Origin of the sequence: Achromobacter xylosoxidans, assembly GCF_002192695.1 — a bacterium.
Lineage (GTDB): Bacteria > Pseudomonadota > Gammaproteobacteria > Burkholderiales > Burkholderiaceae_B > Achromobacter > Achromobacter xylosoxidans_C.
This window is the reverse complement of sequence record NZ_MTLG01000001.1, coordinates 69,093-81,019: the sequence shown is the minus strand read 5'-3', so window position 1 is coordinate 81,019 and position 11,927 is coordinate 69,093. Positions and strand designations below refer to the sequence as shown.

Annotated in this window: 11 protein-coding genes; 8 read left to right on the top strand and 3 right to left on the bottom strand. The window is 67.4% G+C overall.

Annotation, left to right across the window (positions count from 1 at the left end):
• Positions 1 to 12: 12 nt before the first annotated feature.
• From BRO63_RS00360 to dapD, 8 genes are read left to right on the top strand one after another with little or no spacing between them, the layout of a single operon-like run.
• Positions 13 to 990: an ABC transporter permease gene (locus BRO63_RS00360; protein WP_088138004.1), complete on the top strand. Its 978-nt coding sequence runs from the start codon at positions 13 to 15 to the stop codon at positions 988 to 990.
• Between the two features lie 6 nt (positions 991 to 996).
• A complete protein-coding gene (locus BRO63_RS00355; RefSeq protein WP_088138003.1) occupies positions 997 to 1,917 on the top strand; it encodes an ABC transporter permease in 921 nt (306 codons plus the stop codon).
• Positions 1,914 to 2,897 carry an ABC transporter ATP-binding protein gene (locus BRO63_RS00350; RefSeq protein WP_088138002.1) on the top strand — a complete coding sequence of 328 codons (984 nt, stop codon included), beginning with the start codon at positions 1,914 to 1,916 and terminating at the stop codon, positions 2,895 to 2,897. Before BRO63_RS00355 ends, BRO63_RS00350 begins: the two co-directional genes overlap by 4 nt.
• Positions 2,894 to 3,904: an ABC transporter ATP-binding protein gene (locus BRO63_RS00345; protein ID WP_088138001.1), complete on the top strand. Its 1,011-nt coding sequence runs from the start codon at positions 2,894 to 2,896 to the stop codon at positions 3,902 to 3,904. Before BRO63_RS00350 ends, BRO63_RS00345 begins: the two co-directional genes overlap by 4 nt.
• Positions 3,904 to 4,809, top strand: a complete 906-nt coding sequence (locus BRO63_RS00340) for a prolyl oligopeptidase family serine peptidase (RefSeq protein WP_088138000.1) — start codon at positions 3,904 to 3,906, stop codon at positions 4,807 to 4,809. Before BRO63_RS00345 ends, BRO63_RS00340 begins: the two co-directional genes overlap by 1 nt.
• Positions 4,810 to 4,848: 39 nt before the next feature.
• Positions 4,849 to 5,979: a M20 family metallopeptidase gene (locus BRO63_RS00335; RefSeq protein ID WP_088138042.1), complete on the top strand. Its 1,131-nt coding sequence runs from the start codon at positions 4,849 to 4,851 to the stop codon at positions 5,977 to 5,979.
• Positions 5,980 to 5,986: 7 nt separating this feature from the next.
• Positions 5,987 to 6,985 carry an autotransporter outer membrane beta-barrel domain-containing protein gene (locus BRO63_RS00330; RefSeq protein ID WP_256943212.1) on the top strand — a complete coding sequence of 333 codons (999 nt, stop codon included), beginning with the start codon at positions 5,987 to 5,989 and terminating at the stop codon, positions 6,983 to 6,985.
• Positions 6,986 to 7,044: 59 nt separating this feature from the next.
• Entirely contained in the window at positions 7,045 to 8,028 is a 984-nt protein-coding gene (gene dapD, locus BRO63_RS00325; protein ID WP_088137999.1) for a 2,3,4,5-tetrahydropyridine-2,6-dicarboxylate N-succinyltransferase, read from the top strand.
• Positions 8,029 to 8,053: 25 nt separating this feature from the next.
• On the opposite strand, the gene BRO63_RS00320 is transcribed toward dapD, so the two are convergent.
• The 3 genes from BRO63_RS00320 to BRO63_RS00310 all read right to left on the bottom strand — a co-directional run bounded on the left by BRO63_RS00320 (position 8,054) and on the right by BRO63_RS00310 (position 11,835).
• Positions 8,054 to 8,674, bottom strand: coding sequence for a hypothetical protein (locus BRO63_RS00320; protein ID WP_088137998.1), 621 nt, complete (start codon positions 8,672 to 8,674; stop codon positions 8,054 to 8,056).
• Between the two features lie 136 nt (positions 8,675 to 8,810).
• Entirely contained in the window at positions 8,811 to 9,665 is an 855-nt protein-coding gene (locus BRO63_RS00315) for a class II glutamine amidotransferase (RefSeq protein WP_088137997.1), read from the bottom strand.
• A 106-nt stretch (positions 9,666 to 9,771) separates the two neighbouring features.
• Positions 9,772 to 11,835, bottom strand: a complete 2,064-nt coding sequence (locus tag BRO63_RS00310) for a UvrD-helicase domain-containing protein (protein WP_088137996.1) — start codon at positions 11,833 to 11,835, stop codon at positions 9,772 to 9,774.
• Positions 11,836 to 11,927 lie beyond the last annotated feature (92 nt).

Genomic DNA, 11,927 nt, shown 5'->3' with positions numbered 1-11,927 from the left:
GGAAATCATCTCGTGGCCTTGTTCATCCTACGCAGACTGATACAGAGTCTGTTCGTGCTGCTGGCCGTTTCGGTCGTGGTCTTCTTCGCGGTCTATGCCGTGGGCGATCCGATCGAACTGCTGGTCAGCCCCGAAGCCAGCCAGGCCGCGCGCGAGGCGATGATCGCCCGCCTGGGCCTGGACCTGCCGGTATGGCAGCAATACACAGGATTCCTGTGGCGCGCGCTGCACGGCGACCTGGGCACCTCCTTCGTGCACGGCATCCCCGCCATCGAACTGATCGTGCAGCGCATCCCCGCCACGTTCGAGCTGGTGGTCGTGGCCATCATGCTGACCTGTGTGTTCGGCATTCCGTTGGGACTGATCGCGGGCCTGTACCGCGACCAGCCCCTGGGCCGCGGCATCATGGCCACCTCGGTGCTGGGCTTCTCCCTGCCGAACTTCTGGCAGGGCATGATGCTGATCCTGCTGTTCGCGGTGTGGCTGGGCTGGCTGCCGGCCACCGGCCGCGGCGACACGGTCACCGTGCTGGGCGTGCGCCTGTCCATCCTGACGGCCGACGGCTGGTCGCACCTGATCATGCCGGCCATCAACCTGGCGCTGGCCAACATCGCCCTGGTGCTGCGCCTGACAGCATCGGGCGTGGTCGAGGCGCGCAGCCAGGACTACGTGAAGTTCGCGCGCGCCAAGGGCGTGAAGCCCGGCCGCATCGTGCGCCGCCACATCCTGCGCAACATCCTGATCCCCGTGGTCACCGTGATCGGCATGGAATTCGGCACGCTCATCGCCTACTCCACCATCACCGAAACCGTGTTCGCCTGGCCGGGCATGGGCAAACTGCTGATCGACAGCGTCTACCAGCTGGACCGCCCCGTGGTGGTGGCCTACGTGATGCTGGTCACCCTGATCTTCGTGATCATCAACCTGGTTGTGGACATCCTGTACGCCACGCTCGACCCGCGCGTGCAGCTCGTGACTCCCGCTCAATAATCCGCCATGGCTCAAACTCCCAATCCCGGCCGCACCCGCACCGTCCAGCCCCTGGCTGAGACGCCCCAGCGCGCCTCCATCCTGAAGAAACTGCACGCGCGCCCCACGGTGCGCGGCTCCGTCATCGCGCTGACCATCCTGATCGTGCTGGTGGTCTTCGCGCCCTACTTCGCGCCGCAGAACCCTTACGACCTGGCCAACCTCTCGCTGATGGACGGCCGCCTGGCGCCGCGCCAGGCGCTGATGGACGGCAGCATCGCCTGGCTCGGCACCGACGACCAGGGCCGCGACATGCTCAGCGCCATCCTGTATGGCCTGCGCATCAGCCTGATGGTGGGCCTGTCCGCCGTGGTGCTGGCCACCGCCGTGGGCGGCGCCATCGGCCTGGTGGCCGCCTATGTCGGCGGCGTGGTCGATACCGTGCTCATGCGCATCGTCGACTTCATCCTGGGCTTTCCGACCATCCTGGTGGCGCTGGTGCTGCTGGTGGTGCTGGGGCGCGGGGTCGACAAGGTGATCCTGGCTTTGGTACTGGTGCAGTGGGGCCACTACGCGCGCATCATGCGCAGCCGCGCCCTGCAGGAACGCCGCAAGGAATACGTGGAAGCCGCCGCCAACCTGGGCTACCCGGCCTGGCGCATCATGCTGTTCCACCTGCTGCCCAACTGCCTGGGCCCCGTCATGGTGTTCGCCACCATCCAGATCGCGACCGCGATCGCCCTGGAAGCCACGCTGTCGTTCCTGGGCGTGGGCGTGCCCATCACCGAACCCTCGCTGGGCCTGCTGATTTCCAACGGCTTCCAGTACCTGCTGTCGGGCGACTACTGGATCAGCCTGTTCCCGGGCATCGCCCTGCTGCTGCTGATCCTCTCCATTAATATCGTGGGCGACCGCCTGCGCGAAAGCCTGGATCCCCGTCGAGCATGAGCGAAATCCTTCTAGACGTGCGCGGCCTGCGCACCGCATTCCATACCGAAGCCGGCGCCTGGCTGGCGGTCGACGGCGTCGACCTGACCGTGCGCCGCGGCGAGATCGTCGGCCTGGTCGGCGAATCGGGTTCCGGCAAATCCGTCACCGGCTTTTCGCTTCTGGGCCTGATCGACCCGCCCGGGGAAGTGGTGGACGGCGAAGTGAAGTTCAAGGGCACGGACCTGCGCAAACTGAGCGAAGAACAGATGCGCCAGTTGCGCGGCAACCGCATCGCCATGATCTTCCAGGATCCCCTGATGACGCTCAATCCGGTGCTGCGCATCGGCGAGCAGATGATGGAAGCCATCCTCACCCACGAAGACGTGCCGCGCGCCGAAGCCGAGGAACGCTGCCGCGAGGCGCTGGCCATGGTCGGCATTCCTTCGCCGGAAAAGCGCCTGAAGAGCTATCCGCACGAATTCTCGGGCGGCATGCGCCAGCGCGTGGCGATCGCGATCGCCATGCTGAACAAGCCCGACCTGATCATCTGCGACGAGCCGACCACGGCGCTGGACGTCACCATCCAGGGCCAGATCCTCTACCGCATGCAGGAGATCTGCCGCGAGCACAACACGGCGCTGATCTGGATCACCCACGACCTGGGCGTGGTGGCCGAACTGGCCGACCGGGTGGCCGTGATGTACGCCGGCCGCATCGTCGAAAGCGGCCCGGTCGAACAGGTGCTGGACGCGCCGCGCCACCCCTATACCAAGGGCCTGCTGGATTCGATGCCCGGCGCCACCCAGCCCGGCGCGCGCCTGCATCAAATCAACGGCATGGCGCCCAGCCTGGCCGGCCGCCCGTCGGGCTGTCCGTTCCGTCCGCGCTGTACCAGCGCGGTCACGCGCTGCACCGAACAAGCCCCCTCCGTCACCACCGAAGGCCCGCGCAGCTATCGCTGCTACGTGCCGATTACCCGCGAGGCCCAGTCGGTATGAGTACCGCCGATACCCCCGTCATCGAGCTCAAGAACGTCCACAAGCGCTTCGAGCAACGGCCCGACCTGGCCCAGCGCATCCTGGCCCTGACGGGCCGCCCCATCGACCGGCGCACCGTGTACGCGGTCAATGGCGTGGACCTGTCCATCAAGCGCGGCGAAGTCGTGGGCCTGGTCGGCGAGTCCGGCTGCGGCAAGTCCACGCTGGGCCGCGTGGTCGCCGGCCTGCACGGCCAGAGCGAAGGCGAACTGCTGTACCAGGGCCAGGAAGCGCGCCGCCTGCGCGGCGCCGACAAGCTGGCCTACACCCTGGGCGTGCAGATGATCTTCCAGGATCCGCAGGCCTCGCTGAATCCTCGTCAGCGCCTGCGCCAGATCCTGGGCGAATCGCTCAAGGTCCACAAGCTGGCGCCCGCCGCCCAGATTCCCGCGCGCATCGACCAGGCGCTGAAGGAAGTCGGCCTGGACCCCGAATACCGCGACCGCTACCCGCACCAGATCTCGGGCGGCCAGCGCCAGCGCATCGGCATCGCCCGCGCACTGATGGTGGCGCCGAAGTTCCTGGTCTGCGACGAGCCCGTGGCCGCGCTGGACGTGTCGATCCAGGCGCAGGTGATCAATCTGTTCATGGACCTGCGCGAACAGCACGGCTTCACTTACCTGTTCATCAGCCACGACCTGGGCGTGGTCAAGCACATCTCGGACCGCGTGGCGATCATGTACCTGGGCAAGATCGTGGAAATCTCCACGTCGGCCGAGATCTTCGCGCGCGCCAATCACCCCTACACTCAGGCATTGATGGCCGAGGTGCCGGACGTGGGCCGCCGCGGCCGCAAGTTCACGCCGATCAAGGGCGAGATCCCGTCGCCGCTGAATCCGCCGCCGGGCTGTACCTTCAATCCCCGCTGCCCCCACGCCATGCCGCGCTGCCGCGAGCAGGCGCCGGTCCTGAAAGAAATCTCGGCAGGCCATTGGTCGGCCTGCCACCTGAATGAGGCGCACGCCTGATGAAACCCTCCGAGATGTCCAACGTCGACCGCATCGTCTCCGAACTGGGCCATGCCGGCCGCAACGCCATCCTGTACGTGGACGAGGACCGCAATTCCGACCGTCCCTTCAAGCTCCAGACCTACCGGCCCTACGGCCACACGCCCGACTGCCCAGTGGTCATCGTGCAGCACGGCGTGCTGCGCAACGGCGATGAATACCGCGACTTCTGGGTCGACGCCGCCGACAAGCACAAGCTCCTGATCGTGGCGCTGACCTTCTCCAACGAGATCTGGCCCGGCGTGGAAAGCTACAACAACGGCCGCGTGTTCTCGGCCGGCGGCAATCCGCGCCACGTCGACGGCTGGACCTACGCGCTGGTGGGCAACGTCATCAAGGACCTGATCGCAGCGGAAATCACCGACGGCCAGAACGTCTACCTGTTCGGCCATTCCGCCGGCGGCCAGTTCGTGCACCGCCTGATGAGCAGCCAGTCGCATGCGCCGTTCAAGGCCGTGGCCGCGGGCAACCCGGGCTGGTACACGCTGCCGACCTTCGACCATCCCTTCCCCGAAGGCATGGACGGCGTCGGCCTGACTGAAGACCACCTGGTCAAGCTGCTGGCCTACCCGATGACCATCCTGGCGGGCGACCAGGACATCGCCACCGACGATCCCAACCTGCCGTCCGAGCCCGCCGCCATGCGCCAGGGCCCGCACCGCTTTGCGCGCGCCCAGAACTACTTCGAGTTCGGCCGCAAGGAAGCCGAGCGCCGCGGCGTGCCGTTCGGCTGGACGCTGCAGGTCGTGCCCGGCATCGGCCACGACGGCCGCGCCATGTCCGCCGTGTGCGCCAGCCTCTGGTTCGACGGCAAGATGCCCGATGACGCCGAACTGGCTCGCCTGGCCGGCCAGCAGGTCGCCTGACCGCTCCCATTTTCTTCGTTGCAGATATCCGATACCGTCATGTCCAACACCCAGAGCACTGAACAGATCGTCGCCGGCATCAAGAGCTGGCTGCAATGCGAATCGCCCTCGAACTTCCCCGAAGGCATCGCCGCCATGGCGCGCATCATCGCCGACTACGCCGCGGCCGCCGGCCTGGCAGTGGAACTGTCGTCGCTGGGCCCGACCACGGGCCCGCTGCTGTACGCGACCAACCGCGCCCCCGGCGACGCGCGCCCCGGCATCCTGATCCTGGCGCACATGGACACAGTGCATCCGGTGGGCACGCTGCTGGAGAACCCGGTGCGCATCGAAGGCGACCGCCTCTATGGCCCGGGCGGCTACGACATGAAGGCCGGCATCTACCTGGCGCTGACGGCCCTGTCCGGCCTGGCGCGCCCCGGCGCCACCCAGCTGCCGGTGGACTTCCTGGTGGTGCCCGACGAAGAAACCGGCAGCCACGCCTCGCGCGCACACATCGAACGCTTTGCCGCCAACGCCAAGTACGCGCTGGTCTGCGAGCCGGCCCGCCCCAACGGCGGCAAGTGCGTCACGGCGCGCAAGGGCACCGGCATGCTGAACCTGAACGTCAAGGGCCGCCCGGCGCACGCCGGCATGCAGCACGAGAAAGGCCGCAGCGCCATCCGCGAAATGGCGCACCAGGTGCTGGCGCTGGAAGCCATGACCGACTACGAGCGCGGCATCACCGTCAGCGTCGGCACCATCGCCGGCGGCACCGTGACCAACACCGTGCCGGCGCTGTGCCGCTGCGTGGTCGACTTCCGCGTGCCCGACATGGGCGCCGCCGAAGACGTGCTGCGCCGCATGCGCGAGCTGTGCGCCGTGGGTCCGGACGTGGAACTGGACATCGACGTGGAACTGAACCGCCCGCCCATGGTGAAGACCGAAGCCGCCGCCGATCTGCTGGCGCTGGTGCAGGGCTATGCCGAACGCGCCGGCTTCCTGCTGGAAGACGCGCCCATGACGGGCGGCGGCAGCGACGCCAACTTCACCTCCGCCATGGGCATCCCGACGCTGGACGGCCTGGGCGCCGACGGCGACGGCGCGCACACCTTGAACGAGTACATCCTGGTTTCGACGCTGGAACAGCGCATGAAATTCTGGGAACTGCTGCTGAAAGAACTGGCGTAAGCAGCCCTTGCCACCGCCGATAGCCGTCCGCCGGCAGCTGCTGGCGCGGGCGTTCGCCGCGCACGCCGTGTTCGCGGCGGGCGCGGTCCATGCGCACGCCGGGCCAGCCGAGCCGGCCCGCGACCTGCTTGCCGACCGGCCGACCAGCCCCGCGCCGGCCCGGCCGGGCTGGCTCGTCGCCGTCGACAATTGGCAGACGCTGGAAGGCGGCGCCAACACGGCCCGCATCAAGCAACGCACCACCGGCGTGTATGGCGGCGGCGAATTCGAGGCCGGCGCCGGCTGGCGGCTGGGCGGCGCGCTGGGCGCCACCCGCAGCCGCGTGCGCATCGACGCGGCCGATGCGCGGCTGGACGTCTACAGCTATACCGCCGGCGCCTATGGCAAGAAGTCGTTCCACGCCGGCCCCGGCAAGCTGAACCTGCTGGCCGCCGCCTCCTACACCTGGCACGACATCGACACCCGCCGGCATTTCGAGATGCCCGGCATTGCCCGGCAAACCTTGACCGCCGACTTCAGCGCCTACACCGCCCAGGCCTTCTCGGAACTGAGTTACGAGCTGGCGCTGTCGGAAAGCGCCACCCTTGAACCGTTCGCGGGCATGGCTGTGCGCAACGTGCGCACCCGCAGCTTCAGCGAATCGGGCGGCTCGACCGCCCTCTCCGCCGACGCGGGACGCATCCGTCAGACCACCACCACGCTGGGCCTGCGCGGCCAGACCGGCTTCGCGCTCGGACCCACGTTCGGCAAGCTGCACGCGACGCTGGGTTGGCGCCGCGCCTTCGGCGACGTGCAACCGGAAACGACCCTGGTGCTGGATGGCGGCAGCGTGCTGACCGTGGCCGGCGCACCCATCGCCCGGTCCGCCGCGCTGGCGGGCCTGGGCCTGGAAGTCGCCGTGTCGCGCTCGGCCGTCATCGGCCTGGCCTACGGCGGGCAGTATGGCGGCGGCAACCGCGAGCACACCGGCTCGCTGAGCCTGCGCTGGGCTTTCGGTAGCCTCTGAAAACCACGGCCCTTTCGCCTTAGAATTACGCACTCAGACTGCGCACTTCCTCTTTCATCATGGCCGATTCCCCCAAGCCCCTCAGCGCCATCGCCTATGGCGTCGCCACGCTGGCCGCCGACGGCGCCATCCTGGACACCTGGTATCCGCGACCCTCGCTGGCCGACAATTCTCCGGCCACCGGCACCCGCCACCTGTCGCCCGAGGAAGCCCGCGCCGCGCTGGGCGAACACGTGCCCACCGCCCTGATCCGCGATACCCGCCGCAAGGTGGACATCGTCGCCGTGCGCACCGCGATCTCGTCGCTGGACGAACCGCCGGTCGACGCGCACGACGCCTATCTGCGCCTGCACCTGCTCAGCCACCGGCTGATCCGTCCGCACGACGCCAACCTCGACGGCCTGTTCAACGTGCTGGCCAACGTCGCCTGGACCTCGGCGGGGCCTTGCGCGGTGGATCAGGTGGACGCCCTGCGCTGGCACCTGCGCGCCTCCGGCCAGATCCTGGAAATCCGCGGCGTGGACAAGATTCCCCGCATGACCGACTACGTGATGCCCGGCGGCGTGCGCATCGCCGACACGGCGCGCGTGCGGCTGGGCGCGCATCTGTCGCCCGGCACCACGGTGCTGCATGAAGGCTTCTGCAATTTCAACGCCGGCACGCTGGGCGCATCCATGGTCGAAGGCCGCATCAGCGCCGGCGTCATCGTCGACGACGGCAGCGACATCGGCGGCGGCGCGTCCATCATGGGCACCATGTCCGGCGGCGGCAAGCAGGTAGTGTCCATCGGCAAGCGCTGCCTGCTGGGCGCCAACTCAGGCATCGGCATCTCGCTGGGCGACGATTGCGTGGTGGAGGCCGGCTGCTACATCACCGCAGGCACGCGCGTGCTGACGCCGGAAGGCGCGGTGGTAAAGGCCACCTCGCTGGCGGGCCAGCAGGGCCTGCTGTTCCGCCGCAATTCGCAGACCGGCGCCGTGGAGTGCCTGGTGCGCACCGCTGCCTGGGGCACGCTGAATCCGGCCCTGCATACGGGACACTGACCCCGCGGCGCGGGCACTAGCGTGCTCAGGCGTATTCCGCCGTCCGTCCCAACTGGTCGTAGACCAGGTTCACGAACAGGTCCGAGCTGAGGACGCGCATGGCCGGGCACGCAAACACGGTCTTGCCGTCTTCGTCCTGCAGGCTGATCGTTTCGGTCCATTGGTTCAGGTCGATGCGCTTGAGCGATTCGTACGCCCAGGTGGCGCCGCCGATGTGCAGGCATTCGGCCGACAGGGCCAATTCCTGCGTTTCCAGGTCCGGGAAATCACCGCTGCGGATGTAGCGGAACGCGACTCGCGCGCCGTCCGCGATTCTCTGTTCCAGTACCGGCAGACGCTGCGCAACGTAGCGCGAACGGAACGCGTCCATCAACTTGTTGAATTCGCCAACCTCGGCAGGCACCAAGGTCCAGCCGTGCGCCGCATCGGTGCGGTAGGCAAAATGATTGATCAGGCCAGCGGCCGCGTCCGGCCCGGAGGCGATCAGGCAAAGGTCCTGGATGTCCGCAAAGGCGGTGTAGGTGCGCGCGTCGCCTTGTCGGCTGACAACGCCATACTCGTGCAACTCAAAGCAATCCGGGGTGCTCCCCGTGTGGTTAAACACCGCCAGCGCGTCAGAGGCTTGCGGGGTTTTGCTATCGGTCATGCAACTTCCTTATTGGAATTAGGGTGCTTTCGCGGCCCAGGACGTCGCAAAGTCATGCGATCCGTATTCTCCCTTATATGGGAGATACGTGCTTGATGACCCTTATTTCCCGCACTTCCGGCCAGGCGGGACGGACTCAGGCCCCTGGCGGCACCGGCGCGAACGGATAGTGCGCCACCGTGCCGCCGCCCGCGATGATGGCAGTGGCTTCGGGCACTTCCTCCCAGGCGCCGGGCATTTCGGTCAAGGGTTCCGACAGCAGCAGAAAGGCGTCATCGTCCAGCGCCGCGATCTGCGGATTGTCGGGATACAGCTGGCGCAGATGGCGCACGCAGGTGTTGTGGAACAGCGTGCGCGAATCGGCTTCGCTGGAATAGCGCACGGCGATCAGGCGCTGGCCGTCCAGCGCGCAGACCGTCATGTTGATGGGCTGCGCCACGCCATGCCGCCTGCCCGTCTCTTCCACCGCGCCCACCATGCGGGCCAGCGCCGCCAGCGGGTCTTCCTCCAGGCCGAAGCTCAAGGCCAGCAGGAACATCACCTCGGAATCCGTCGACCCTTCCAGCGAACCGAAATACGCCGGCGCGATCATCAGCATCAGGTCGCGCCTGAGCAGCGGATAGTCGCGGATGACGCCGTTGTGCACGAACAGCCATTGCCCGTGGCGGAACGGATGGCAGTTGGTTTCCTGCGCGGGCGTGTCGGTGGCGGCGCGGATGTGCGCCACGAACAGCGGCGCATGGATGGCGCGCGCAGCTTCCCGCAGATTGCGGTCGTTCCAGGCCGGATGCACGCTGCGATAGCGGAATGGCGGCTCCAGCGGCTGGCCTGCGTGCTGGCGGCCGTACCAGCCCAGGCCAAAGCCATCGCCATTGGTGGTGGTGGCGCCCAGCCGCGAATGCAGGCTCTGGTCGATCAGGGAGTGCTTGGCCTTGAACAGCACGCTCTCCATCTGTATGGGACTACCGGTATAAGCCAGCCAGCGACACATGGCGCGCTCCTTCGATCAGCGGGGTTGCCGCGCCCCGGAACCACGGGGCAGGCGCAGTCCAGTGTAGGAGCAGCCCGCGGCTTTCCACAAGCCGCCAATCCTGCCCCTATTTCTTCAGCAGCGCCTTCAGCATGGCCATGCGCTCCTTGGGATTCATCGCGGCGGTGGCTTCGTCTTCCTGCACGCGCACGTCGCCCAGGCCCATTTCCTCGATGAAGCGCGAAGGCTCGCGCACCAGGTCCTCGCGCGCCCGGCGGCGGCGCTTGCACCAGCTCAGGTTCAGGCTGCGCTGCGCGCGCGTGATGCCCACATACATCAGCCGGCGCTCTTCCTGGATGCGTGAAGCCAGGTTTTCGGCCGCGCGCGCCGGATCGCCAACTTCGTCGTCCTTGCCCAGGTGCGGCAGCAAGCCTTCCTCCACGCCCGCGAGATACACGTGCGGATACTCCAGGCCCTTGGACGCGTGCAGGGTGGACATCTTCACCGCGTCGGGCTCTTCTTCCTCGCCACGCTCCAGCATGGTGACCAGCGCCACGTGCTGCACCAGGTCGAAGAGCGTCATGTTGTCCTCTTCGGCCTTGCGCTTGAGCCAGCCGGTCAGTTCCAGCACGTTCTGCCAGCGCGTCTGCGCGGGCCGTTCCTCGAACAATTCGTACAGATGGCGCTCGTACTGGATGGCCTCCAGCAGATCGTCCAGCAGCACGCCGGCGGGTTCGGCCGGCGCGGCGTCCTTGCCCGAGGCCGCGCCGCGCCCCGCGCGCCACTGCATGCGGCGGATGAACTCGGTGAAGGTGCGCAGCGGCTCCAGCTGGCGCGGCGCCAACTGGCTTTCCAGGCCGGTCTCGGCCACGGCCGCCAGCAGGGACAGTTCACGGCTGGCGGCGTACTGGCCCAGCGTCTGCAAGGTGGCCTGGCCGATGCCGCGCTTGGGCGTGGTGGCCGCGCGGATGAAGGCCGGGTCGTCTTCGTCGTTGGCCAGGATGCGCAGATAGGCCAGCACGTCGCGCACTTCGGTCTTGTCGAAAAAGCTCTGGCCGCCCGATATCGTGTACGGAATCTTCAGGTTGCGCAGCGCCTGCTCCAGGATGCGCGACTGATGGTTGCTGCGGTACAGGATGGCGAAATCCTTCCACTGCGCCTGGCGCTCGAAGCGCGAAGCCGACACCTTCATGGCGATGGATTCCGCCTCCTGTTCCTCGCCGTCCATGGCCGACACCAGGATGGGCTCGCCCACGCCCAGGTCGGACCACAGCTTCTTGTCGAACAGCTTGGGGTTCTTTTCGATCACCTGGTTCGCGGCCGCCAGGATGCGCTGCACCGACCGGTAGTTCTGCTCCAGCTTGATGAGCTTAATGTTGGGATAGTCGGTGGTCAGCTTGGCCAGGTTCTCGATGGTCGCGCCGCGCCAGGCGTAGATCGCCTGGTCGTCGTCGCCCACCGCCGTGAACATGGCGCGCGAGCCCGTCAGCAGCTGCACCAGGCGGTACTGGCACACGTTGGTGTCCTGGTACTCGTCCACCAGCAGATAGCGCACGCGGTTCTGCCAGCGGGTGCGCACCTCTTCATTGTTGGCCAGCAGCAGCGCCGGGATGCGGATCAGGTCGTCGAAGTCCACCGCCTGGTAGGCGGCCAGCGTGGCGGCGTAGCTGCGATAGACGTTGGCCGCTTCCACGTCGGCCGGCGTGATGGCTTCGCGCGCGGCGTCGTCCGGCTCCATCAAGCCGTTCTTCCACAGCGAGATGATGCCCTGCACGTGGCGCAGTCGGGCCTTGTCGGTGGTGTTCAGCAGTTCCTGGATGATGGCCATGGCGTCGTCGGCGTCCAGGATCGAAAACGTCGGCTTCAGGCCCGCGTTGCGCGCTTCCTCGCGCAGCATCTTCACGCCCAGCGAATGGAAGGTGCTGATGATCAGGCCCTTGGACAGCTTGCGGTCCACCAGGGTTTTGACGCGCTCGTCCATCTCGCGCGCGGCCTTGTTGGTGAAGGTCAGCGCCACCACGTTGCGGCCCATATAGCCGCACTCGCGCAGCAGATAGGCGATCTTCTGCGTGATCACGCGCGTCTTGCCGCTGCCGGCGCCGGCCAGCACCAGACAGGGGCCGTCCAGGTACAGCACCGCTTCACGTTGAGCGGGGTTCATGCCTTGGGCTATAGGTTCGCTGGCGGACATTTGAGTCAGGTGATCATGCATCGCGGCGGCCGCAATGAGGCTACGGCCGGCAAGCACGGGGCTTGCGGCCGCCCGTCAGCGGGCCGGTAACA